The sequence below is a fragment of the Arthrobacter sp. NPDC093139 genome (assembly GCF_044754165.1).
Taxonomy (GTDB): domain Bacteria; phylum Actinomycetota; class Actinomycetes; order Actinomycetales; family Micrococcaceae; genus Arthrobacter.
The window spans coordinates 61,662-85,479 of record NZ_JBIVOO010000013.1; the positions used below are offsets into that span (position 1 = coordinate 61,662).

Below are 23,818 nucleotides of genomic sequence, written 5' to 3' on the forward strand. Positions count from 1 at the left end.
GAACCCGCACCGGAGCCGGAAGGCCTGCGAGAGAGTCCGGATATGCAGTACTACCGCCCTGCAGCGTAACCCTGCGCACCCCGTGGATTGGCGGCCGCCTGCAGGACTCCGGTTGCCGGATCACGCACGACGGCGGACAGCCGTCCCAGCGTCCAGTTACCGGCGCGGGTGATGCGGTGGCCTCTTCGCTCGAGGCCCTCAATGACATTGTTCCCGAGCCGATCCTCGACAACGGCACCGCCTGGTTCCCAGGTGCGGGGCCAGAACGAGCCTGGCATCGACGTCGTATGGAAGGCCGGCGCATCGATGGCCTGTTGAGGCGAGTATCCCCCGACAATGGTCCGAAGCAAGTAGAGGAGCTGCCACTGGTCCTGCTGGTCCCCGCCTGGTGAGCCAAGCGCCGAGACTGCGATGCCGTCGCGTAACACCAGTGTCGGCGTCAGCGTGGTTCGTGGCCGCTTACCGGGAGCCAGCGTCGAAGGGGTTCCCGGCTCGAGCCAGGTCATCTGCAGCCGGGTCCCCAGGCAAAAGCCCAGTTCCGAAATTGCTGGCGACGACTGCAGCCAGCCCCCTGACGGCGTCGCCGAGATCATGTTTCCCCAGCGGTCCACGACGTCGATGTGGCAGGTGTCGCCGCGGGTCTCCCCCGCCGGTTCCACAGTGGGCTCCCCTACACCGCCGGCAGCACCCGCATGTGCGGGCGGAACGTACTCCGTCCGCAGGACCGGAGTGTACGGTTCCAGCCCGGGGACCCGGCCGGGACGGAACTCGTGGGACGCCTGCTCGGTGATCAGCTGGCGGCGCTCAGCCGCATAGTCTGCCGACAGCAGGTGTCCCAGCGGTACATCGGCGTCGCCGTAGTACGCCTCGCGGTCAGCCAGCGCGAGCTTCTGGGCCTCCAGTATGGTGTGGGCGCCGAGTTCAGTAGACGGATCGAGGTATTCGTCATCGAAGCCGTCCAGAATGGCGAGGGTCTGCAGCAGCGCCGGACCCTGACCCCACGGTCCGGTCTTGGCAATCGTATAGCTCCGGAACTCCAGAGTGGCGGCCTCTTCATAGCTCGCCCGGAACCCGGCCATATCGGCCATAGTCAGCACGCCGCGGTGGTCCGTCCCGGACGAGTGGCGGTGTGGCGTCTGCACAGCCTTGGCGGCGGCCCGGGCCACGAAGCCCTCACTCCATTCGCGGCGGGCAGCGTCGATCCGCGACTCACGCGTGTGGGCAGCGGCAGCACCCGCAGCCTCCCCTATGCCTGCGCCGGCCTGGACCAGTCGCTGCAAAGTGCGGGCATGGGCGGGATTCCGCATCAGCTCTCCCTCCTGCGGAATCCGTCCGTCCGGCATCCAAAGGTCGGCTGACGTCGGCCAGTGTTCGCTGAACAACGCCGAAACCGCGGAGATGGTGCTGCCGACGCGCGCAAGAACAGGGTGTCCGTCCCGCGCATACCCGATCGCGAAGTCCAGCACCTCCGCGAGCTCCCAGGTTCCGTGATCCTGCAGGAGTAAAAGCCAAGCGTCGACGGCACCAGGCACCGCGGCGGCGAGCGCACCGGAGCCGGGCACCAGATCCAGACCCTCTCCCCGGAGATGCTGCACGGTAGCTCCGGCCGGCGCCGGGCCCTGCCCCATGAGCACGACGGGCTTACCCGGATCCTCTGCCGTACTGAACACGCCGGTCATGTCTCCGCCCGGACCGTTGAGGTGGGGTTCCACCACGTGCAGCACGAAGGCAGCGGCGGCGGCCGCGTCAAACGCGTTGCCTCCCCGCTCGAGTACCGACTGCGCTGTTGCCGTGGCCAGCCAGTGCGTTGATGCAGCCATGCCGAACGTGCCCCGCAGGGTGGGGCGGGTGGTGAACGACTCCGGCGGCGTAAAACTCATGCCGCTACTCTAGGCACCCGGTTCGATACTGTCAGGGCAACGCGCCCGCCGACTCGGACCATGCTCTAATCCCAGACAGAACCTTGCCCAGCGGCTCGGAGCGCGGGAAAGGTTTGATGTCCCGCCGGCTGGCCTACTTCGTGAGGCCGGCCTTCCGCAGCGCTTCTGCCATGGCAGTGTTCGCGGGAGCCGCGGGCTTCTGGGGCGCGGGCTTCTGCTTGCTGCCGCCGGCCGCACGGCCACCACCGCCCGCAGAACCACCGCCTGCAGGACCGCCATTGCGCCCAGGACGGCCGCCGCCCGCCTGAGGCCCACCCGCCTGGTGCCCGCCCGCCTGGCGCCCGGCAGGCTGGCCCCCAGCAGCCTGCCGCCCGTCGGACGATGCCGGTTCGTCGTCGAGCCGCAGGGACAGCGAAATCCTTTTCCGTTCCGGATCGGCTTCGAGCACCTTCACGCGCACCACCTGGCCCGACTTCACGACTTCCCGCGGATCGGACACGAACCGGTTCGCGAGCGCCGACACATGCACCAGCCCATCCTGGTGCACTCCAACGTCAACGAACGCGCCGAACGCGGCCACGTTGGTGACTGTCCCCTCCAGCACCATCCCGGGCTTGAGGTCGGAAATCTTCTCGATCCCCTCGGAGAACGTGGCGGCCTTGAAGGCCGGCCGGGGGTCGCGGCCTGGCTTCTCGAGCTCGGCGATGATGTCCCGCACCGTCGGCAAGCCGAACGTGCCATCCACAAAGTCCTGCGGGTCCAGCGAACTCGCTCCGGCCAGCCCGGTGCTGGGAAGCATCACGGCTTTGCCGGAAGTGCCGGCACCGGCAGCTGCCATGATTTTCCGGGCCACCGGATACGACTCCGGATGGACACTGGAGGCATCCAGCGGCTCCGCTCCCCCGGTGATCCGCAGGAATCCGGCGCACTGCTCGAACGCCTTCGCCCCCAGCCGCGGCACTTTCTTCAGCTCGCTGCGTTTGGCGAACGGACCATGTTCATTGCGGTAGGCCACGATGTTCTCGCTCAGCAGCGGCCCCACGCCGGCCACCCGGCTCAGCAGCGCCGGCGACGCCGTGTTGACGTCCACGCCCACCGCGTTCACACAGTCCTCCACAACGGCATCCAGGCTGCGGTCCAGCTTGGCGGCGGTGACGTCGTGCTGGTACTGCCCGACACCGATCGACTTCGGATCGATCTTCACCAGTTCGGCCAGCGGGTCCTGCAGCCGCCGCGCGATCGAGACCGCGCCGCGGAGGGACACGTCCATCCCCGGCAGTTCCGCCGCGGCCAGCGCCGACGCCGAATACACGGACGCACCGGCTTCAGACACCACCAGCTTCTGCGGCGCTGCGGCTCCGCCACCCGCTTCGGCGGACAGCTGCTTGATCAACTCGGCAGCCAGTTTGTCCGTCTCCCGCGAGGCCGTGCCGTTACCGATCGCCACGAGTTCGACGGCGTGCTGCCGCGCCAGCCGGCCGAGCGTCGCCAGGGCTTCATTCCACTTGCGGGCCGGCGCATGCGGAAACACCGTGTCTGCGGCCACCACCTTGCCGGTCCCGTCCACCACGGCCACCTTCACGCCGGTCCGCAGCCCGGGGTCCAGGCCAAGGGTGGCCCGGTTACCAGCCGGTGCGGCGAGCAGCACATCGCGCAAGTTGGCTGCGAAGACGCGGACAGCCTCGTCCTCAGCAGCAGCGAACATCCGACCGCGCAGATCGGCGGTGAGCCGGGCAAGCACCCGCGAGCGCCAAGCCACCTGCGCGGTCTGGAGAAGCCAGGCGTCAGCGGGCCGGCCGCGGTCCGAAACCCCGAGGAACCTGGCCACGGCGGATTCGTACCGGGCGCGCGCGGCGGCGAGGGCGTCGTCGTCGGACGGGTCCGCCTCGGCGAGGTCGAGCTCCAGCACGCCGTCCTTCTCGCCGCGCAGCAGCGCAAGGACGCGGTGCGACGGCATTCCGCTGGGAGCCTGCGAGAACTCAAAGTAGTCCGCAAACTTCTGCCCTTCGACCTCCTTGCCCTTCTTGACGCGCGACACCATCCGGCCCTGCGTCCACAGACGCTCACGCAGCGTTTCTGCAAGATCCGGATCCTGCGCCACGCGTTCCACGAGGATGGAGCGTGCTCCGGCCAGCGCAGCGGCGGCATCGTCAATCGCATGCTCGGCGTTCAGATATTTTGCCGCCTCGCGCTCCGGATCCAGTTCGGGGCGTTTGAGCAGCGCGTCGGCGAGCGGTTCCAGCCCGGCCTCCCGGGCGATCTGCGCCTTGGTGCGGCGCTTGGACTTGAAGGGCAGGTAGATGTCCTCCAGCCTGGACTTTGTGTCGGCGGCGACGACGGCGGCCTCGAGTTCCGGGGTCAGCTTGCCTTGCGCAGCAATCGCCTCTAGAACCGCACGACGGCGGTCCTCCAGTTCGCGGAGGTAGCGCAGGCGTTCGTCGAGATCACGGAGCTGGGTGTCGTCGAGCGTCCCCGTGGCTTCCTTGCGGTAGCGGGCGATGAAGGGGACGGTGGATCCGCCGTCGAGCAGGTCCACGGCGGCCTTCACCTGCCAGGCTTTGACGCCCAGTTCGGCGGCGATCTGGGCAGCGATGCGCTGGGCAAGTCCGCCGTCCGTGCCGTTGGCATCCGGAGTACGTGCCGGGGTTGGATCCGGAGCTGGGGAGGGTGCGGAAGGGGCCTGCGGGAATTGGGTCACCACAACATTTTGCCCTACACAGGGCTGGGCTTAAGTGGTGTAGTGACTGTAGGCAGCAGAAATCCTCCAGGTAGGCGGTGCACCATGCAGGAATTGCTCATCATTCTTCAGGATGGCTTCAACGAGGACGATGTCGCCATCACTGTCAACGGCAAGGAAGCACGGTACGACCGCGACGTCACCACCCGGGAGCTCCTAGGAATGGCAGAGGAAGTGTCTGTGGAGCTGCCCGCGAAGGGCGCCACAGTGGGGGTGGAGGTGGTCAGCCGGAATCTCGTGGCGGAGAAGAAGCTGCACGGGCGGCCGCGGAGCCTGTTGGTGTCCATCGAGGACGGCCAGCTTGTTCTGAGCGAAGGGACCGGGCGGGAGGCGTTCCTCTAGCCCTGTTCGCTTCCGGGGCCCCGCACCGCAGCGTTGGCCTGTGCCAGGGCTTCATCCAGCACTTTTCCGAAGTTGGCTGCCTCGTGGGCGAACCGTCCGAGGAAGAGCCCGGAGACCCCGTCGAGCGTGGGCAGCAGTCCCGGCTTGGCCGAGCCGCCGTAGATGACCGGCAGGCCAGCCAGTCCGTGAACGGCGAGCCGTGCGCGAAGGTGCTTCACGGCGTCGGACACGTAGCCGGCGCTGGCCGGTTCGGCGGCGCCGATTGCCCACACCGGTTCGTAGGCGATCACCAGCCGCGAGGCGAGTTCCCAGTCTCCGCCGGTGGCCGCCTGGATCTGGCCGTAGACGAACGAAGCTGCCGTCTCGGCGGAAGATCCGGCCCCGGGCTCCGTCCCCGAACCCGGCCCGGCGGTCTCCTCGCCGACACACAGCAGAGGTGTGAGGCCGGCGTCGTCTGCTGCCTTGACCTTGAGCGCGATCATGGCGTCATCCTCGCCGAAGTGCCGGCGCCGTTCGGCATGGCCGATCTCCACGAGGCGTACGCCGAGCTCCGAAAGCAGTGACGGCGACACCTCACCGGTCCACGGGCCGTCGGCCCAGCCGCAGTCCTGGGCCCCGAGAAGGACCGGCGAGCCGGCCAGGATCTCGGCAGCAGCGGGCAGCATGGGAAAGGACGGGATGACGAACGGGACCACCCGTCCGGCAACGAGCGCCGGACGGGTGTCCACTTCGCGGTGCAGCTCGCCCAGCCAGCGCAGGCTGTCCCGGTACCCCAGGTACATCTTGGTGCTGACACCGACATGGATGGTTTCCGGGGTGTCGTGGCCTGCGGTGCCGGCGGCGCTGGGCTGCATCATTCTGCTTTCCTGCCTGTGTTGGATTCGGCTGTGCCGGGTTCTGCTGTGTCCGCTTCAGCTGTATCCGGTTCAGCGCTAGTCGAGCGGGTGCTCAGTTGATGGGTGCCGGGCCAAGCTCCTCGATGAGCTTCTGCATGGCCACGTAGGCCGTGTTGCGGTAGGCGATCAGCTCCGGGGTGCGCTCGGCGGGGACGTTCAGGAAGCCTGCACCTGTCTTGGTGCCCAGCTTCCCGGCCTCCACGAGGTCGTTGAGGATCTTCGGGGTGGCAAAGCGCTCCGGGAAGTCCGTCTGCAGCGACTTGTAGCAGAAGTTGTAGACGTCCAGGCCAGCCATGTCGGCGATGGCGAACGGCCCGAAGAAGGGCAGACGGAAGCCGAAGGTGGTGCGGACCAGGGTGTCCACGTCCTCCGCCGTCGCGATGCCCTGCTCCACGAGCTGTGCGGCTTCGTGGAACAGCGCGTACTGCAGCCGGTTGAGCACGAACCCGGTGACATCTTTGACCACTGCGGTCTGCTTGTTGGCACCGTGCACCAGATCGCGGGCCGCGCCAATCGTTTCGGCCGAGGTTCCGGCGTGCGGAATGATCTCCACGCCCGGGATGAAGGGCGACGGGTTGGAGAAGTGGACGCCGAGAAAGCGCTCCGGGTTGGCCACCGGCTGCGACAGCTCCGCGATGGAGATGGTGGAGGTGTTGGAGCCGATGATGGCGTCCGGGCGGGCGGCTGCGCTGATGCGGGCCAGCGTCTTGTGCTTGATCGCGATGACTTCGGGAACGGCCTCTTCGATGAAGTCGGCGTCCGCCACGGCTTCCTCGATGTCCTTCGCGGCCCAGAGGTTCTGCTTCAGGATTTCAGTGGAGCCTGCGGGGAACAGGCCGTCGGCAACAAATTGGTCGGACTCCGTCAGAAGGCGCTCGTAGTTCTTCTGCGCCACTTCCGCGGACACATCGGCCAAGGCAACGCGCGCTCCACCGAGCGCCAGCACCTGGGCGATGCCGCCGCCCATGTAGCCGGACCCGACGACGGCAAACTTGCGTGAGCTGTTGGGTGTCTCTGTCATGGTTCAGTCAGCCTTCATGTAGTCGGGTTCATAGGAGCAGATGGCGTCCACCTTGGCCGCCGAGGACGAGCTCTCGTCGAAGCGGTGGCCCAGCCATTCGCCCACGAGCTTCTTGGCGAGTTCCAGGCCGATCACGCGCTGGCCCATCGTGAGGACCTGGGCGTTGTTGCTCAGGACCGAGCGTTCCACGGAGTAGCTGTCGTGCGCGGTGACGGCACGGACGCCGGGGACTTTGTTGGCGGCAATGGCCACGCCCAAGCCCGTGCCGCAGATGAGGAGGGCACGGTCGGCTTCGCCCTCGGCCACCTTGCGGGCAGCTGTCACGGCCAGGTGCGGGTACGCCGTGGAGTCGTTGGCGGCCACGCCGATGTCCACCACGGAGGCCACGCGGTCGTCGGCCTCGAGCAATGCCTTCAGCGCTTCCTTATATTCAACGCCGGCCTCATCGTTGCCGATCACAATCCGCCAGGCTGCGGTCGAGGTCATGCTTGTGCTCCGTTTCCGGCCGGTGCGGCCATGCGGGATGAGGCCAGATCAGACGTGGCCAGTTCACATTGGATGTAGCGGGCGATCCGTTCGGCGATCAGCCCGAAGGAAACTGCACCCGGATCGGGATGGCCGAGGCTCTTCTCGGCCAGCGGGCGGGCCCGGCCCTTGAGGGGGCGCAGGTTCGCGGTCTGCGCGGCCGCTTCCGTGGCCGCGGCAGCAGCTGCGGTGAGGGCGCCGGTAAGGGAGGCGCCGCCGTCGTGCTCTTCTCGGAACGCATTCTGGAACGGCACGAGCGCGTCCACCATGGTCTTGTCCCCCGGCTCGGCCTTGCCGAGCGCGGTGATCGCGCTGGTGAAAGCCTCCACCGCTGCGGCGGCGTCCTCTGCCCCGTAGGAGTCGCGGTTGCCCAGTGCGATTCCCGCCGCGATGACCGCGGATCCCCAGAGGGCACCGGAGGTTCCGCCGGCCCGCTCGCTCCAGGCGTCCCCCGCGGCGGTGAGCACGCGTTCAACGGACGCTCCGGCAGCCGCATTCTGCTCGCCGGCCGCGGCGGCGGCATCCACGCCGCGGCGCATGCCGATGCCATGGTCGCCATCTCCGGCGATGGCATCCAGGTTGCCGAGTTCCTCTTCGTGTTCGACGACGACCTCACGCACCTGCGCGAGGACGGCGGCCGCCAGCCTGCCCAGGTCCGCGGACGCCGCGGTGGCGTCTTCCGTCTCTTCAGCGACGGCGTCCTCGGTTCCGGCGGGTTCGCGGCGGGCGCGCGATATGAGTTTGCCCTTGCGGAACGCCGGAGCGTCGGCAGGAGCTGCCCAGTACTGCTCGATCTCGTCGTCCAGCCATAGCAGCGTCAGGGAGAGCCCCGACATGTCCAGGCTGGTGACCAGCTCGCCGCACTCCGGCTCCACCACGGTCAAACCGGCTTTGTCGAGCAGCTTTCCGATCTTGCCGAACAGCAGGAACAGTTCGTCGTACTTGACCGTGCCGAGTCCGTTGACGATCGCCACCACGCGGTCGCCGGCTTCGTCGGGCTTGTCCTCGAGGAGCCTGGAGACGAGCAGCTCCGCGAGCTCCGATGCCGTGGGCATGGGGTGCTCGGAGATTCCCGGTTCACCGTGGATGCCGAGGCCCAGCGACATCTGGCCTTTAGGCACTTGGAAGAGGGGCTCGCTCGCGCCGGGCAGGGTGCAGCCGTCGAAGGCCACACCCAGGGAGCGCGTGCGGTAGTTGGCCTTGATGGCCAGCCGTTCCACCTCGTCCAGGTTCAGGCCTGCCTCGGCGGCGGCACCCGCGACCTTGAAAACGGTAAGGTCGCCGGCAATGCCGCGGCGCTTCTCGATCTGGTCCAGCGGGGCGCTGGCAATGTCATCGGTCACCAGCACCGTGCGGGTCTCGATGCCTTCGCCATTGAGGCGCAACTGGGCCTGGCCGAAGTGCAGGACGTCGCCGGCGTAGTTGCCGTAGCTGAGGAGCACTCCGCCGCCGGCGTTGGCGGCCTTGGCCACGCGGTAGACCTGCCCGGCGGCAGGCGACGCGAACATGTTGCCGCACGCCGAGCCGGCGGCAAGGCCCGGTCCCACGAGTCCGGCGAAGGCCGGGTAGTGTCCGGAGCCGCCGCCGATCACGAGGGCCACCTGGCCAGGGGTAATCTCGGTGGAGCGGACAACGCCGCCGTCCACGCGGGCCACATAACCGCGGTTGGCAGCCACGAAGCCGTCCAGCGCCTCATCAGCGAAATCAGCGGGATTGTCGAAGATCTGGGTCATGGTTCCTCATTGAATCCGTGTTGGGTTGAGCAGTTGTCGTGGACCACGGCCGGTTGATTCCAGAGGGCCCCGGGAAGGCGGCCACCGGAACACAGCCCGGCAGCCGCCGTCGGACGTTCAGTTCCGCTGGGAACCGAACGCCCGGACCTTCAGGATGAAGCGAGTTCGACGGCGGCTGGCCGCTGCCGTCCCTGCGCCACCAGGCTCGTGCCGAGCGCGTAGCCGTCCTTCTTCGGGAGGACGTGGCGGCGAAGGTATTCCTGGTTCCGGGCGGTGACGGACAGACCGTCGCCGCCGTAGTGCTCGGTGCAGATGATGCCCTGGTACCCGTTGGCGATGGCCACTTTAAACGCCTCGCGGTAGTTGATGAGGCCGCTTTCCATGGGGGCGGGCATGGCCACGTAGCTGTCGCGGGCCACGTCCTCGTCGCGGATGTAGTTCTTCATGTGCCAGTAGTTGGAGTACGGCATGGTTTTGACCACGATTTCGCGCCAGTCCTCAATGGGGCGGTGCAGGCGGATGAGGTTTCCGATGTCCGGGTTGAGGCCGACGTTGGAGAGTCCGATCTCCTGGACCAGCTGCACGGAGGAGTCCGCGGTGCCGAGGTAGGTGTCCTCGTACATCTCAAGGGAGAGGAGGACGCCGACGTCTGCCGCGTGCCGGCCCAGTTCGCGGAGCCGAGTGACAGCGTTGTTCCAGGACTCCTTGTCCCCTGCCCGGTCCTTGTGGCCTTGGACAGTCCAGAACCAGAGCTGCTTCTGCTGCTCCGGAGTGATCGCCTGGTGCAGGCCGAAGGAAACGACCTCGCACCCGAGTTCGGCGGCGGCGTCGATGGTGCGGTGGCTGTACTCCAGGTTGGCTTCCCACTTGCCTTCCTCGATCACACTGCGGCGGATGGCGGAGATGACCGGAATGCCGATGCCCACTTCCTGCGCGGTCTGCTTGAACTCTGCGAGGCGTTCTTTGCTGAGATGACCAGGGCGGACCCAGCTGTCGGTGAGGTCGGCGTTGGCGAAGCCGGCTTCCTTGACCTCGGTGAAAACTTCGGCCCAGGCGGACGCGTCGGCGTCGTTGATGTGGGTTCCCTTGGCGTCTATGCCGGGGAACTGCAGCAGGGCGGCGGTGATGGGCCAGTTCTCGGCTGTATAAGCCACGTTGCGTACTCCTTCGTGAATCCTGTTTCCTATAGGATCTATTATCGAATAGAGGGTGTCAAGGTTTTGGGGTGGGCACTCTCTTGAATCGAAGATCCTATAGGAGTGAGCTGGCGCCGCACGGAGGCACTTTCCTTGGCCCGCTAGGCCGCAAGAGCCCGTTTTCGCCGGTGGACGCGGCGCTTTTGCGACCTGCTTTGCTGGGCCAGGAAGCCTTCCGATGCGGAGCCCTTGGGGTGCGGTTTGCCCTGTTGTGCCGGAGGCTACTTGGCGGGGGCGTCGGCGATGGCTCGCGCCCGGACCTTTTGGATGTGGTCCGCCATAGCGGCCCCGGCCTTTTCGGGGTCCCCCGTGGAGAGCGCATCCAGGACGGCCTGGTGCTCGGCGATGGCGAACTCGGCGTCGGTGATGCCTACGCCGCCGAACAGCCGGAACCTCTGGACCTGCCCGCCAAGGGCGGCGTAGGCGGCAACCATGAACTGGTTCCCGGTCTGCTGGGCGATCAGCTGATGGAAGTGTTCGTCTGCTTCCAGATAGTCCTTGTATTCAGCAAATGAGGGGCCGCGTGGGGCCGACTTTAGGTCGTCGACGGTCCTCTCGAGTTCCGCAAGCCGTTCGGGCGTGAGCCGGGCGCAGGCCAAACGGGCGTTTACCGGTTCTATAGCCAGCCGCGCCTCCATGAGCTCCGCGAAGTCTTCCCGGGTGAACACCGGGGCAACGCGGTACCCCTTCAAGGCCACTCGCCGGACCATGCCGGTGTGCTCCAGCCGGGCAAGTGCCTCGCGGACCGGAGTGGGCGAAACATCGAGTTCGCGGGCTGTCCCATCAATACTGACGGCGGCCCCGGGTTCCAGCCGTCCGTCCATGAGTGCCGTCAGCAGTTCCTCATAGACGTGGTCTGCCAAGACCTGGCGATTCACGGTTCGAGCTCCGCGGCGGGCGCCGGTCTGTTCGTCGTGCCGGCTGCCGGCGCTGGTGCCGCTGGACGCTTTCTGCATGCTCAAATCCTATAGGCGTCTCGGAGGCGGCATCGCCGCCAGCGGTGGGAACTTGATTGGACCTCCGGCATCGAGAAAGCAATGGCACTGCGTGAGAAGTATCACGCGCGGCAGATGGCGGCTCCGAGTTCAGATGATGTTCCGGTTGCCTGGCTCATTGCCCTGGTGGGAGACTGCGGCGAAGTCACCGTCTCAACGGAGCAAGCTGAGGCAGAGTACGCTCTCTTGGGACGTTATGCGGACAACGACCTTCAGCATGGCCCACGGCACCTCAGTGGAGCTCAGGGAGGCGAGTTACCTGCCTGCTCTGGCGCTGGCTGGGTTGACGTCGTACCCTCTGAGCAACCGCGCCATCCAGCGGTGAAAAAGGGGATCACTACACCAGGACACGGGCCCGCAGGCCGGCCCTGAGCGACTCAAACATCGCAGGCGTGCGCGGTGTGCTGTGCCCGCCGGCAAGCGGCAGCTGACGGCGCAGTTCCGGAACGAGCCCGCGAAAACCCGCGGGCAGGCCGGCACAGTTGAACAGGGATCCAGCCATGAACAGAAGTAACGCTCCAGCCGCCCTCGCCATCGCAGCAGTTCTCACTCTCACCGGTTGCGGCGGCCCGGCCCCGTCGGGTACCACCGCATCCGAGAGCCCGTCCCCTGCGTCATCGGAACCGACGCCGACACCGAAGGCCTACACCAACGAAGAACTCACCGCCATCGTCGCCGGACTGAAGGATGCCCAGGGACAGCCCCTCGCCGTCGTCCCGGCTGCCCAGATCGATCAGGGACTGATAGCAGCACGGGAGATGCTCAAGACCGCCGTGATCACTCCGAAAACCTGCGGGGTGCTGATCGATAACAACACCCAGGTTCCCGAGGGCAGCACCTATGCTGCCGGGGCGAGCCTGGCGGCGAAGGCCAAAACGGCGACGGTCATGACGGTGTTCGCAGTCCGGGACCCGTCGGTGATGACTGCCCAGTTCGAGAAGAACGCAGCGGCGCTGAATGAGTGCTCGAGGTACACCGTTGAGTTGAAGGGGCAGAAGGTCACCAACGAATTGAAACCCCTGGACGCCGCAGTGCAGGCCGATAGGTCGCTGGCTGCGCTGACCGTCCAGACCACCCCCACCGGGCAGAAACAGGTCTGCAACATCACCGTGTTGGGAGTTAAGGGGTCCTTGGCGGTCACCGTGATGAAGAGCGGCGCTGTCGGAGCGGTCACCGCAGCCGATGCACCCGAACTGGCCAAGCTCGTCAACGAGGCCCTCGCCGCAGGCTGACGATGTCCCGGTCGGATGAGGACAGGGGGGTCCGGCCGTGCCTGGTGGCGTGATACCGCCACAAAGTGTTAGGACATTCGTAAAAGTCAGAGGAACCGCCCGGGATTCCGGGCGGTTCCTCTGACTCTCTCCGGGTTGCCAGTGACTCTGGGTTTGCCCGTCTGGCTACGCGGGCTGGTAGGCCGGGTAGTCGGTGTAACCCTTGGCGCCTTCCGCATAGAACGTACTCGGGTCGAGCTCGTTCAGGGGCAGCCCTTCGCGCCAACGACGAGCGAGGTCGGGATTGGCGATGGCTGGCCGGCCAACCACCACTGCGTCGGCGTGGCCGTCAGAGACCAAGGAAACTGCCTCCTCACGGGTGGTGATGTCGCCGAACCCTGTGTTGACGAGGAAGGTTCCGTTGAACCGGACGCGCAGGTCCTGGACCAAATCGGATGCCGGCTGGTCGTGCAGGATGCTTAGGTAGGCAAGGTTCAGGGGCGCGATCGAGTTCACCAACACTTCATAGGTGGCTCGGACATCCTCAACGTCATTTTCGTTGATGCCCTGAACGTTGTGTTCCGGGGAGATGCGGATTCCCACGCGGTTGGCGCCCAGCGCCTCGACCACAGCGTTGACGGTCTCGATGACGAACCGTGCCCGCTTTTCCGGAGAGCCGCCGTAGCTGTCCGTCCGGATGTTGCTGTTCGGTGCAAGGAACTCGTGCAGCAGATAACCGTTGGCAGAGTGGAGTTCGACGCCGTCGAAACCGGCCTCGATTGCGTTCAGCGACGCCGTGACGATTTCCTGGATCACCACCGGAACTTCGTCCGTCGTGAGTTCATGAGGAACGGGGTGGGCCTGCTTGCCGTTGTAGGTCCGGGTCTCCGCGTCGACGGCGATGGCGCTCGGCGCAACGATCCGATGGCCCCCGGTGATGTCCTCGTGAGAGACGCGCCCGCCGTGCATGATCTGCGCAAACATCCGGCCACCCTCGGCGTGGACCGCATCCGTGACTTTTTTCCAGGCGGCGATCTGCTCGGACGTGACCAGCCCCGGCTGTCCAGGGTAGGAGCGGCCGGCGGGGCTGGGGTAGATGCCCTCACTCACGATCAAGCCGAGGGAGGCCCGCTGGCGATAGTGCTCCACTACGAGGGGCCCGGGTACGCCGTCCCTGCCTGAGCGGAGGCGGGTGAGAGGCGCCATGACCAGCCGGTTAGGGAGTTCAAGCTCGCCGAGGTTCAGACGGGAAAACAGCATGCGCGGTTCCTTTCAGAAGGCATTTGGGTTCACCGTCTGCAACTGCCACGCGTGTGCAAGTATTCCGAATGCGCTGAGGATCACATCTCGCGCTCGATTGCGGTCGGACGACTAAGGTCCCGGTTCATCCCTTTGGGCAGCCCTGGCCGTGGGGGTTTGCGATGCAATCGTCGGCGTAGTTGCGGGTGACTGACCGCCAGACACTTACGGATTGAGGGGCAGTACTGAACTGGCCTTGGTTGGGTATGGGGAGCGCAGGACCACCGTTGACTGAGTAGGTTCCCTGGAAGTACGTGGTCAGGACGACATTGAAGTCTCCGGTTTGCGCGTAGGCATGGCTCGTCCGGGTCTTCTCACCCCAGCGGTCCTGCGGCAGCGGTCCACCCATGGTGGTCGTCGGACCGAGTGAAGCGCCATCGCCGTAGTCCCAGCGGTACTGGACCGGCTTGGCGACGATCGCGACCTTCTGCCCGAGCATGGTTACGTTGAAGGTCTGTTCAGCGGCTTCAGCGTAGAAGTTGGTCTCAGCGCCCCTAAGAGTGTGAGGAGCAGGTTGAATTCCCGAGACTCCAGCATTCACTGGGAGTTGCTCAAACCTTCGCTGAATTTCTGCTGCGATGCGGCCCAATACATCACTTGGGTCTTCTGTGTAGACGCATCTGTCTGGGCGGATTGCGGTCCAGATTGGTGGCTGAAAGGCCTTTAATGAGGAATACCAGCGGACTGGGCGTCCATCTTTGCCATCGGTGCATTTAATCGAAGCAGCCAAACAGCCAATATCGAAGTTATTTTTCTCGTCGTCTAGACATAGATACTCGAGCTTATATGCATTTGGGTCTTCTGGGAGCGCATGAGGCATGTCTACCCAACCACCACTGTCAGGGTCATATCTCCAGACACCTATCCCGCCACTGTTCCACGACAGGTCAGATCCCCCTTCGCTCGCGCTCGAAGTCGCAGGTACTGACACGACCAAGGGTGTGGACAGCAACATGCCTACTAAAATCCTCCACGGGGCAGGCATGTACTAGCCACCGATTCGGTCCACATTGAGGGCGTGCCACTTACCCTGCACATACTTTGCGATCATTAGGTCGCCAAGCATGCCCGACTGCGTCACGTTCTGTCCCACGGAACCGTCAGCGTTCCGTAGCACTCCGGCCTCTTGCTGCGACTGGATTGCGACTTGGAACTGACCTGGGAGTGTTTCCACAAATGTGGACTGGGCTGCATGCACTTTTATCGCAGCACCTTCAACCCATTTGCCATTTGAATTCCACTTCACCGCGCCGGGAAAAATTTTTGTACACATCGCACATGAGCTACCCGTTATCGACTTGATGCGCGAAAGGTCTCCCGTTTCAAACCCGTAATTCAGGAGTGAATACCAGTACTTACTAAACGCCTCCAGCCCTTCCTTGGAATTCTTGTCCGCCAATGCAGGCTTTACCGGAACCGGCACATTCTGTGCCCTGCCCTTGGCGTCGGCGGGCTTATAGACGGGCGTCGGCTTGGGAGTAGGCGAGGCAGCCGGCGTAATGGACGCAGACGGCGCCGCGGAGGAAGTTGCCCCGGCGCTTGGAGCGGCCTGGGGCGCATTTCCACTGCTGCAGCCGCTGAGAGCCAGGGCGGAGATGGCAAGGCACGAAACAGCAGAAAGGCACAGGCGCCCGGAAATAGGCGATCGAGAAGTCATGCGCAGCTAATCCCCCCGGATAGATGGCCCAGACATCTGTGTCCGAACAATGGTTAAAGGGTAGCCGAGGCTACACTTTCGCGCTCAAAGTTATCCACAACCCTGCGGAGCCCAGGAAGCGGCCGGGCACGCTGTGGCGGATTTACGAGAAGTGCTGGGAAAATTGCCGTACACCCCTATGTCACTTTTCTACGTCACGTAGAAGGATGGAGCCATGATGTTCAATCACGCAAACGGCGACCCCATCCTCATCCTCGACGAAGCGCAGTGCTGGCAGCTTCTGGAGGGCGCCAACCACGGCAGGCTCGTTGTCACCGTGGCCGGCGAGCCGGACATCTTCCCCGTCAACTACGTGACCAGCCGCCGCAAGCTCTACTTCCGCACGGCTCCCGGCAACAAGCTGGCCGAGCTGACCACCAACGACCGCGTGCTCTTCGAAACGGACGGCATCCTGTCGGACCAGGCGTGGTCGGTCGTCCTCCGCGGTACTGCCCGGGTCTTGGACAAGGCGGCCGAGATTGCCGAAGCCGAGGCGCTCGGGCTGGCCTCGTGGGTGCCGACCCTGAAGGATTTCTACGTCGAGATCGAGCCCGGATCCGTCAGCGGCAGGCACTTCGACTTCGGCGAGCAGCCGGAACTCAACGCCTGACAGCACCACATCAAGCGGTCTGCCGGCCGCCTAGACTTGAATCATGGCGGACCGGCTGACACCTGAGCAGCGCAGCTGGAACATGTCCCGGATCAGGGGAAAGAACACCAAACCCGAGTTGCTGGTGCGCAGCCTCCTGCATGCCAAGGGCTACCGATACCGGTTACACGGTGTCTCCCGCGGCACCAGGCTGCCGGGAAATCCCGACCTCGTGTTCTCGGGGCGCAGGAAGGTCATCTTCATCAACGGCTGCTTCTGGCATTTCCACGATTGCCGGGTCGGCCAGCACGCACCCAAGGCCAACGCTGAGTTCTGGGAAACCAAACGAACCAAGACCAGAAACCGCGACGCCGACCAGCGCCGGCAACTCGAAAGCGCGGGCTGGGAAGTCCTCACGCTATGGGAGTGCGAACTGAAGGACCGGCCCGCCCTGGAGGAGCAGCTGGAGCGGTTCCTCGCCGCCCGCTGAGAGCGGGGAGGTGATCTCAGCCCTGCTCGGGGGCCAGCCTGTAACCGACGCCGCGCACGGTCTGAAGCCACCGCGGATTTTGGGCGGAATCACCGAGTTTCTTGCGCAGGTTGCCCATGTGCACCTCGACGGCCCGCTCGTCGGCCTCGCTGATGTAACTTCCGACGTCGTAGGGTTCGTCCCGTAGGCGGCGCACCAGATCGGACTTGGTCCGGACCATGCGGTTCGCCTCCAGCAGCGCGTGCAGCAGGTCGAATTCGGTTCGGGTCAGGCTAAGTTCCTGGCCGTCCACGGACACGGTCCGGGACTCATAACTCAGATCCAGTCCGTTGTGGCGGTAGGCCTTCGGGTCGCCAGCACCGGCGGAAGGTGCGCCGGAGTCGTCGGCAAGATCCGACGTCGACCGCGGCCGCCGCATCATGGCGGCAACGCGGGCGCGCAGTTCCCTGGGCCGGAAGGGCTTCGTCAAGTAGTCGTCGGCCCCCGATTCCAGGCCGATCAGGGTATCCAGCTCCTCCGCCCGGGCCGTCAGCATCACGATGTACGCGTCCGAAAACTGGCGGATCTGCCGGGCCACTTCAAAACCGTCGATGTCCGGCAGGCCTAGGTCCAAAGTGATGACCGCCGGATCAAGGTTTTTGGCTGCGAGAACACCTTCTGCCCCGCTGGACGCAGCCGTGACCTCAAAGCCTGCCTGCGTCAGAACAACCCGCACCAGCTCTCGAATGTCGTGGTCGTCCTCGATAACCAAGCCAACGCGTGTGTCGCCCATCGCAGCCCCCTCAGCCCGCTACTTCCCGTCTGAAGTATAGCCCCAGCCGGTTATCCTGCTTCTATGCGTTTACCTGCCAAGTCCTTCCTGACCAGCACGAATGAATAAGCAAGCCTGGAACATCTCCTCGGGCAGGATGCCGCTCTTTCGGCGCCCCTTCCACGAGTATTCCCTGCGGGGCCGCGTGACGCTCAGCCAGATGCCACTGTCCGTCACAGTCGGGTTTACTGCCGTCCTCGTTCTGGCCTTCTTCCCGGAGACGCTGCCGAACCCGCTTTTCATCAGTTTCCTGGTGTCGCAGGTCATCATCCTGGTTCTCTGTTATGCCGTCCCCTGGGAGCGCCTGCCCTACCCGAGTTTCCTGGTCATTCCCCTGCTTGACCTGGTTTCGATCGCGCTCGGCAGGGAGGGCGGCCAGGACAGTCTGACGGGAATCAGCCTGATGGCGGTATTTCCTGTCATCTGGTTATGCGCTTCCGGCGTGTTTCCCAGGACGGCTGTTGCCCTTTCCTTTTTCGGACCGCTCGGCATCATTTGGCTCCCGCTTCTGATCAAAGGAGACGTGTCCGGACAGGACCTGGCCCGCTCCCTCCTGCTTCCGATCATGATGTTGGGGATCGGCGTTTCGATCACCGTGATGACCCTGAGCATGGTTCGGCAGCAACGCGATCTGGAGGACAAGGACTCCCAGTTGCAGGGCGTGCTGGACGGCAGCAAACGTCAGGAAAGACTGCTCAATACAGTGCTCGATACCGTGCACCTGGGTGTGCTCGCTGTCGACGCCGACGGGAACGACATCCTGATGAACCGGAAGCAACGGGCCCACCATCAGCTGGCGTCTCCGCCGGACAACCCGGATCCGAATGAATCGCAGCTGCTGGTCTTTGCGCAGGACCGGACCACTCCCGTTCCCGTGGAGGAGCGCCCGGTTCGCCGTGCCGTGCTCGGTGAGCAGTTCACCGACTACCTCGTCTGGCTGGGGAGCGGCGATGAGCAGCGTGCCATCACAACGAGCGCGAGGCCGATGACGGACCAGGACGGAAACTTTGCAGGTTCAGTCATCGTGTTCAGCGACGTCACTGACTTGGTTGACGCACTCGCAGCCAAGGACGACTTCGTCTCGAACGTCTCGCACGAATTCCGCACGCCCCTGACGTCTATCCTCGGTTACGTGGAGCTGCTGCTCGACGACGACGACCTGACCGACTATCAACGTGGCCCTCTGGAAATCATCCAGCGCAATTCGGAACGCCTGCTTACCCTCGTTTCAGACCTGCTGTCGAGCAGACGCGGGCAGCTGATTATCAGCCCTCACGCAGTGGACGTAGCTGAGCTGGTCCGCGCAAGCATTAGCGCAGCACGCCCAAAGGCTGCGGAATCCGGTATCAGCCTCCGGTTCGATGCCCCCGAGCAGCTGGAAGCCCACGTCGATTCCGCACGGATCTCACAGGTCCTGGACAACCTCGTCTCCAATGCCATCAAATACTCCCCCGACGGCGGGGAAGTGACCGTCTCGCTGCGGTCCGAGGACAAGCATGTGGTGTGCAGCGTGAGCGACAACGGAATGGGAATGAGTGAACAGGACCAGAAGGAAGCCTTCGCCAAGTTCTTCCGCTCGGAGTCCGTCCGCAATTCCGCCATACCCGGCGTCGGGCTGGGGCTCTCCATCAGCAAGGCCATCGTGGAAGCCCACGGCGGTACCGTTTCGCTGCGCAGCGCAAAAGGGTACGGGACAACGTTCACGTTTGCGCTCCCTGCCTGACGCCTGGCAGGAACGCTAACTCGGCTCAGGTGCGGTGGTGCTCGATGAGCCAGCCGGCGAGCTGGCGGGCGCGCCTGGCCGCCTCCACATCACCTTCGGCAGCGGAAATGATGGACCCCTTCATCAGGATGTGCCATGACCTGGAGAAATCTTCGGTGCGCTGCAGGCCGGCCTCGTCCGCGAGTTGCTTCACATGACCGCGGATCTTGGCGAGGTAGTCGATGCTGGCACGGCCCAAGGGATGCGAGGAGCCCATCTCGAGAAGCACGTTGATGAAGGAGCAGGCCTCGAAATCTGTGCGGTGGAACCAATCGGCGAACACGTCGAAGATGGCCAACAGCTGCTCTTCCGGGGTGTCTGCCCGGCGTCGCGCCTCCCCCACGATCGCATTGACGGTCCACACGCGGTCCCGCTCTTCGAGGAAGGCGAGCACCACCTGGTCCTTGGAGGCGAAGTGGCGGTAGAAGGTGGCTTTCGCAACGCCCGAACGGCTGATGAGTTCGTTGATGCCGACGTCCCGCACGCCGCGGCGGGTGAAGAGATCGTAGGCGGCATTCACGATACGTTCCCGGATCCCCGCAGCCGCCGCGCCGCCGGGCAAGGCTTCAGTCTGCGGGCCAGATTGCAACCCGCCGGAAGGAAAGACCCCGGCGCTCGGCAGAGCAGATCTGGATGAATCTTCCATTTGTTAATATCGTAACCCCGATACAAGACAGACCTGTCTGTCTTGCGCTAGAGTTTCTACAATGTTCAATTCGCTGGGGTGGCGGACCGACCCCCGGCGTTCGCAGACTGGAGACATCAAGGGCCCAAAGCATCGGTCCACTTGCTGTCTGAACCCGAGGGAACCGGAGAGTGACATGTCGCAGAAACTGATGCCGACAGGACCCCGTGCCTACTCCGAACGGCTCCTCGCCTGGCCGGAAGTCAACCAGCCAACGAAGGACCCGGAGCTGGGGCCGATGCGGCGGCAGGTTATGGCGATCATCTCCTCGATTCTCGATGATCCGCACCCGGAAGGTGCTGAGATCAGAACCCGGCTGAGGGATCTTCTTGCCCAACATCGCGGCTGCCCGGAGAAGGCCCTGCTCGCTCACCTGCGCTCCCTGTACGGCGACCTGGAGGATCCCGCTGCAGACGAGGACAGGGAAAAAGAAACGGTCCGGGCGCGCTCTTAGCGGCCGGACCTGGCCTGACGCACCACTTCTCCCCAGGACTGCCCGGCCAGATCCGAGACGGCGGCCAGAATGTCCGCCGGTGGCTGCGAAAGGTCCAGCGGAAACTCCACGATGTCGATGTCCGTGTTGAGGATGCGCCTCAGCTTCACTTCGCCGGCTCCGGCATAGACCAGCCAGGCCGTGGGCACCTGCAGTGCGGTGCAGTAGGCCAGCATCTGGAAATGGTCCCCCGTCAGCGACGCCCCGCGATCCGTGCGTGCCCTGTATTTGGCGTCGTAGACCACCACCGGTCGTCCCCCGAGCAGGTGCACGGCGTCGGGCCGCACTGTCAGCCGGTCCGAGTCCCGGACAGCTTCGTTAAGCATGGCGTTGAACTGCAGCCGCATTTCACCGGGAAAGCCCTTCATGGCGTGGCGGAGGGCCTTGCCCACGAAGTCCTCGAAGACCCGGTCCATGTCCACCACGAATGAGGCAGTCTGCTGTGATCCCTCACCCGCCTCGGCCGAGGCGTTGCGCAGGATTACCTCGGACAGCCGGAGCGCGGCGTGATACCGGACATTCATCCGGCTGGCCCGCCACGGCGGCAGGGGGGCGCCGGACTGCAGCCGGGTGGCGGCGTCGAGCTTTCCCTTGAGCTGGCGCAGCCGGCTCAGCACTTCGGGCCGGACGCCGGGCACGCGGGACATACGCTCAAGGGCGGCACGCAGGATCCGGTTCTCAGCGATGTCTTCAGTGAACTCGTCGTAGGACACCTCGAGCGGAACCAGCATCCCGGGCCGCCGCGATATCTGGTCGGAGATCCGGATCCGGCCCTTGACCGTCCGCAGCGACTCGTCAACGGTGAGGTAGCCCTGAAGCACGCCGCGCTGCAGGGCCCGTTCGGCGAGCTGCGCGAGGGACGCCGCCAGCGCGCTCCACAGCTCGGTGTCCTCGGTGGCGGCAACAGGATCGTCGCGGAACCCCTGGTCGCCTGCATAGCTCAGCAGGAACAGCAGCCGGTTCAGCCCCAGCCGGTCCTTCGGCCGGACGTCGAGCTGCACATGGGATGTCCGCACGGAGCCCACCTTGCCCACCGGTTCGATCCGGTACATCCCCATCCCCATGGGTGAGGCCTTCGCGAGCCCGCTGGAGTTGATGAACGCAGCGCTGCCCGGATCCAGTTTCTCCACGACTCCGCGGGACAGCTCGTCCAGCACGACGTGACGAAAGCGCGGCGAGGCGCCAACGCGCGCGGGCCCGGCGGCCACGCTAGCGAGCCGCAAGGCGTCCCATCAGCTGTTCCAGCCCGAAGCGTTCCTCCAGCTGCGCCCGGGTCAGTTGCCCGTGATAGTGCTCCTCGAGCAGCGGCATAAGCTCGTACTTCCAGATCCGGCGCAGCCCCGCGGGACTTTGCGCGGCCTTCTTCATGAAGTAGGACGGGCCGATCATCAGGTCGCGGTCCCACTCGTCGATGGAGTCATTGAGTGCATCGAGCAGCAATGCGGGCGTGGTGTCCAGCTGCCGCGCCTCGAGGAAGCGCAGCAGGGACCCCTTCACCGGTTCGGTTTTCGGGTGCAGTTCGATGAAAGCAAAGCGGCGGCGGATGGCGGCATCCATCATGGCGATGGATCGGTCTGCGGTGTTCATCGTGCCGATGATGTAGAGGTTGTCCGGGAGCGTGAACGGCTCGTTGGGGCTGTACTGCAGATAGATGCGGTCGTCGCGGTACTCCAGCAGGAAGTACAGTTCGCCGAAAACCTTGGCCAGGTTGGCGCGGTTCATCTCGTCAATGATCAGGAAATACGGCTTTGACTCGTTGCCCGGCTTGGCGGCCTCTTCGGCGAGCCGGCGGAGTGGACCGGCCACGAGTTTGAAGGACACCTGGCCCTCGTCCGTCTTATCCGGCCGGTAGCCCTCGAAGAAGTCCTCATAGGCGTACGAGGGGTGGAACTGCACCAGCTTCACCCGCTCGTCCGTGCTGTCCTGCGCGAGCTCGGCCGCGAGGTGCTTGGCGAGGTATGTCTTGCCGGTACCCGGCGGGCCGTACAGCACCAGCTGCCGGTTCTCCTCCAGCAGGTCGGCAATCTCCTGCAGCGGTTCCAGATCCATGTGCAGCGAGTCCGCGAAGTCGGGCGTCAGCCGGCGGAACCCCTCCTGAGCGGGACCGGCGACGGCGGCAGGTTCCGCACCGCCGTCGGGCTCTGCCTCTGCTTCAGCGGGCAAAAGCGCCTGCAGCGCCTGCACCACGCGTGTAACGTCGACGATGATCCCCGGGGTGGCGAGCTGGCGCTGCACGTGGCGCGGCAGTTCGGTCATCGCGTGGGCATCGTCAAACCAGCGGACCTTCCGGCGCATCCGGCGGTTGTCGCCGTTGTGGTCGGGCTCCCCCAGGACGACGCCGATCCGCACCGACCCCGAGTTGTGGCACAGGGCCAGGTCCCCCGGCTTCATGACGGTCAGGAAGGCGAAAACCGCCGTCTTCGTGTCTTCCCGCTCCACGTAGCCGAGGTGCTTGTAATCCTCGTCCACCGCATGCTGGACCAGCCCGGCGGTCACGCCGGCGTCCAGCAGGCGGAGATGTTCGACGTCGAGCGTAACCTTCTCTTCCTCCTGCCAGGCGGCGAGCAGCTCGGCATTGTCGTGATGGGTGCGCAGCAGCCAGGCCCGGCGTCCCGGGTCCCCCACCTTGCGCCACTGGCTCACGAGGTGGCGGGAGTACCAGTCGATGCGCTGTCCTGCCTGCTCATCGAGGTGCAGGCGGATGCGCCGGATGTCAGCGGTGATTTCTTCGTCGGTGTCGCCCTTGGCCCCGCCCACCAGGGAGGCGAAGGCATCGCGGATTTCCCGGCGCTCGACGTCGGCCACGACCGGTTCGAAGAAGCTGGGCCAGGCGAGGTACTCGATGCTGCGCCGGATCGCCGGCTGGTCGTCCGGCGTGCCCGCGGCGAGCAGATGGAACGCCAGCGGGTCCTTGAGCGCCTTGTTGATGGAGGCCGTGGACTGCTGGTCAACATGGCGCACGAACCGGCAGAGCCATTTGAGATGGTCCCAGATGGTCCAGTTGAATTCGGCCGTGCGGTCCCGGATGACGCCATGATCGGTCATGCCCTTGTACAGAGCCTCGGGAAGCTCAAGTGGCGGTTCAATCCAAGACGCCGCCTCGGTCACGCGTGCCCGCTTGACCTTGAGCGACTTCACCTCATGGGCCAGCGGCAGCGACTGCAGGAAGAGCAGCTCAACGGCGAGCTGCTTCGCCGGACGGGAGGCGTCCGCGAGGTTGGTCCGCAGGTTGGTCATCATGGGGGCCTTGGCGTCGGCCACTCCACGGTCCAGCCGCTCCAGCAGCTCCCCGGCCGCTTCTGAGGTCCAGGTCTGGGTGCGCCCGTCCAGCGCCGATGGCTTCCCCTGAAGCCCCGCACCGAGCACGAACCAGGCCGCCTCTTCGATCTCCTTGGAAACTCCGAGGGCACGGTGCAGGGCAGGCTTTGGGGCGGGGGTCATGCGTTCAAATTTACAG

Annotated in this window: 22 protein-coding genes; 6 read left to right on the forward strand and 16 right to left on the reverse strand. The window is 65.1% G+C overall.

Translation table 11 applies throughout. The features are described from left to right. Positions 1 to 50: 50 nt before the first annotated feature. Positions 51 to 1,880: a gamma-glutamyltransferase family protein gene (locus tag ACIP90_RS17495; protein WP_400580832.1), complete on the reverse strand. Its 1,830-nt coding sequence runs from the start codon at positions 1,878 to 1,880 to the stop codon at positions 51 to 53. A gap of 133 nt (positions 1,881 to 2,013) precedes the next feature. Continuing rightward, positions 2,014 to 4,578, reverse strand: coding sequence for a Tex family protein (locus ACIP90_RS17500; protein ID WP_400580833.1), 2,565 nt, complete (start codon positions 4,576 to 4,578; stop codon positions 2,014 to 2,016). An 84-nt stretch (positions 4,579 to 4,662) separates the two neighbouring features. Here ACIP90_RS17500 and ACIP90_RS17505 point away from each other — a divergent pair, with 84 nt between their 5' ends. After that, complete coding sequence (locus ACIP90_RS17505; protein ID WP_400580834.1) at positions 4,663 to 4,959, forward strand: hypothetical protein; 297 nt, start codon at positions 4,663 to 4,665, stop codon at positions 4,957 to 4,959. On the opposite strand, the gene ACIP90_RS17510 is transcribed toward ACIP90_RS17505, so the two are convergent. The 7 genes from ACIP90_RS17510 to ACIP90_RS17540 all read right to left on the reverse strand — a co-directional run bounded on the left by ACIP90_RS17510 (position 4,956) and on the right by ACIP90_RS17540 (position 11,827). After that, positions 4,956 to 5,816: a triose-phosphate isomerase family protein gene (locus tag ACIP90_RS17510; protein WP_400580835.1), complete on the reverse strand. Its 861-nt coding sequence runs from the start codon at positions 5,814 to 5,816 to the stop codon at positions 4,956 to 4,958. The two genes, ACIP90_RS17505 and ACIP90_RS17510, sit on opposite strands and share 4 nt — an antisense overlap. Before the next feature lie 91 nt (positions 5,817 to 5,907). Continuing rightward, positions 5,908 to 6,876 carry a 3-hydroxyacyl-CoA dehydrogenase family protein gene (locus tag ACIP90_RS17515; protein ID WP_400580836.1) on the reverse strand — a complete coding sequence of 323 codons (969 nt, stop codon included), beginning with the start codon at positions 6,874 to 6,876 and terminating at the stop codon, positions 5,908 to 5,910. A 3-nt stretch (positions 6,877 to 6,879) separates the two neighbouring features. Continuing rightward, on the reverse strand, positions 6,880 to 7,362 hold the full coding sequence (locus ACIP90_RS17520) for a ribose-5-phosphate isomerase (RefSeq protein ID WP_400580837.1): 483 nt from the start codon (positions 7,360 to 7,362) through the stop codon (positions 6,880 to 6,882). Continuing rightward, positions 7,359 to 9,134, reverse strand: a complete 1,776-nt coding sequence (gene dhaL, locus ACIP90_RS17525) for a dihydroxyacetone kinase subunit DhaL (protein ID WP_400580838.1) — start codon at positions 9,132 to 9,134, stop codon at positions 7,359 to 7,361. Before dhaL ends, ACIP90_RS17520 begins: the two co-directional genes overlap by 4 nt. A 149-nt stretch (positions 9,135 to 9,283) precedes the next feature. Then, entirely contained in the window at positions 9,284 to 10,288 is a 1,005-nt protein-coding gene (locus tag ACIP90_RS17530) for a sugar phosphate isomerase/epimerase family protein (RefSeq protein WP_400580839.1), read from the reverse strand. Positions 10,289 to 10,551: 263 nt separating this feature from the next. Then, positions 10,552 to 11,286, reverse strand: a complete 735-nt coding sequence (locus ACIP90_RS17535; protein ID WP_400580840.1) for a GntR family transcriptional regulator — start codon at positions 11,284 to 11,286, stop codon at positions 10,552 to 10,554. Between the two features lie 376 nt (positions 11,287 to 11,662). Further along, entirely contained in the window at positions 11,663 to 11,827 is a 165-nt protein-coding gene (locus ACIP90_RS17540; RefSeq protein ID WP_400580841.1) for a hypothetical protein, read from the reverse strand. Between ACIP90_RS17540 and ACIP90_RS17545 the strand changes: the two genes are divergently transcribed. Beyond that, a complete protein-coding gene (locus ACIP90_RS17545) occupies positions 11,826 to 12,557 on the forward strand; it encodes a hypothetical protein (RefSeq protein WP_400580842.1) in 732 nt (243 codons plus the stop codon). The genes ACIP90_RS17540 and ACIP90_RS17545 overlap by 2 nt on opposite strands. Positions 12,558 to 12,722: 165 nt before the next feature. Here ACIP90_RS17545 and ACIP90_RS17550 read toward each other — a convergent pair whose 3' ends face one another. The 3 genes from ACIP90_RS17550 to ACIP90_RS17560 all read right to left on the reverse strand — a co-directional run bounded on the left by ACIP90_RS17550 (position 12,723) and on the right by ACIP90_RS17560 (position 15,492). Beyond that, positions 12,723 to 13,796, reverse strand: coding sequence for an alkene reductase (locus ACIP90_RS17550; protein WP_400580843.1), 1,074 nt, complete (start codon positions 13,794 to 13,796; stop codon positions 12,723 to 12,725). 124 nt (positions 13,797 to 13,920) lie between these two features. Continuing rightward, the gene (locus ACIP90_RS17555) at positions 13,921 to 14,376 is read right to left on the reverse strand and encodes a PKD domain-containing protein (RefSeq protein ID WP_400580844.1); all 456 of its coding nucleotides are present in this window, start codon (positions 14,374 to 14,376) and stop codon (positions 13,921 to 13,923) included. Between the two features lie 447 nt (positions 14,377 to 14,823). Then, positions 14,824 to 15,492, reverse strand: coding sequence for a DUF6318 family protein (locus ACIP90_RS17560; protein WP_400580845.1), 669 nt, complete (start codon positions 15,490 to 15,492; stop codon positions 14,824 to 14,826). Between the two features lie 214 nt (positions 15,493 to 15,706). Between ACIP90_RS17560 and ACIP90_RS17565 the strand changes: the two genes are divergently transcribed. Both ACIP90_RS17565 and ACIP90_RS17570 read left to right on the forward strand, forming a co-directional pair. Then, on the forward strand, positions 15,707 to 16,141 hold the full coding sequence (locus tag ACIP90_RS17565) for a pyridoxamine 5'-phosphate oxidase family protein (protein WP_400580846.1): 435 nt from the start codon (positions 15,707 to 15,709) through the stop codon (positions 16,139 to 16,141). A gap of 43 nt (positions 16,142 to 16,184) precedes the next feature. Further along, positions 16,185 to 16,610 carry a very short patch repair endonuclease gene (locus tag ACIP90_RS17570; RefSeq protein WP_400580847.1) on the forward strand — a complete coding sequence of 142 codons (426 nt, stop codon included), beginning with the start codon at positions 16,185 to 16,187 and terminating at the stop codon, positions 16,608 to 16,610. Between the two features lie 16 nt (positions 16,611 to 16,626). Here the strand turns inward: ACIP90_RS17570 and ACIP90_RS17575 are convergent, their stop codons facing one another. Continuing rightward, positions 16,627 to 17,382, reverse strand: a complete 756-nt coding sequence (locus ACIP90_RS17575) for a response regulator transcription factor (RefSeq protein ID WP_400580848.1) — start codon at positions 17,380 to 17,382, stop codon at positions 16,627 to 16,629. 100 nt (positions 17,383 to 17,482) lie between these two features. Here ACIP90_RS17575 and ACIP90_RS17580 point away from each other — a divergent pair, with 100 nt between their 5' ends. After that, a complete protein-coding gene (locus ACIP90_RS17580; protein ID WP_400580849.1) occupies positions 17,483 to 19,144 on the forward strand; it encodes a sensor histidine kinase in 1,662 nt (553 codons plus the stop codon). A 25-nt stretch (positions 19,145 to 19,169) separates the two neighbouring features. Here ACIP90_RS17580 and ACIP90_RS17585 read toward each other — a convergent pair whose 3' ends face one another. After that, positions 19,170 to 19,829, reverse strand: a complete 660-nt coding sequence (locus ACIP90_RS17585; protein WP_400580850.1) for a TetR/AcrR family transcriptional regulator — start codon at positions 19,827 to 19,829, stop codon at positions 19,170 to 19,172. Positions 19,830 to 20,004: 175 nt separating this feature from the next. On the opposite strand from ACIP90_RS17585, the gene ACIP90_RS17590 reads away from it, so the two are divergent. Further along, positions 20,005 to 20,322, forward strand: a complete 318-nt coding sequence (locus ACIP90_RS17590) for a hypothetical protein (RefSeq protein ID WP_400580851.1) — start codon at positions 20,005 to 20,007, stop codon at positions 20,320 to 20,322. On the opposite strand, the gene ACIP90_RS17595 is transcribed toward ACIP90_RS17590, so the two are convergent. Together ACIP90_RS17595 and ACIP90_RS17600 are read right to left on the reverse strand one after the other, a co-directional pair. Further along, a complete protein-coding gene (locus ACIP90_RS17595) occupies positions 20,319 to 21,584 on the reverse strand; it encodes a restriction endonuclease (RefSeq protein ID WP_400580852.1) in 1,266 nt (421 codons plus the stop codon). The two genes, ACIP90_RS17590 and ACIP90_RS17595, sit on opposite strands and share 4 nt — an antisense overlap. Beyond that, positions 21,571 to 23,802: an McrB family protein gene (locus ACIP90_RS17600; RefSeq protein WP_400580853.1), complete on the reverse strand. Its 2,232-nt coding sequence runs from the start codon at positions 23,800 to 23,802 to the stop codon at positions 21,571 to 21,573. The genes ACIP90_RS17595 and ACIP90_RS17600 overlap by 14 nt, the downstream gene beginning before the upstream one ends. Between the last annotated feature and the right edge of the window lie 16 nt (positions 23,803 to 23,818).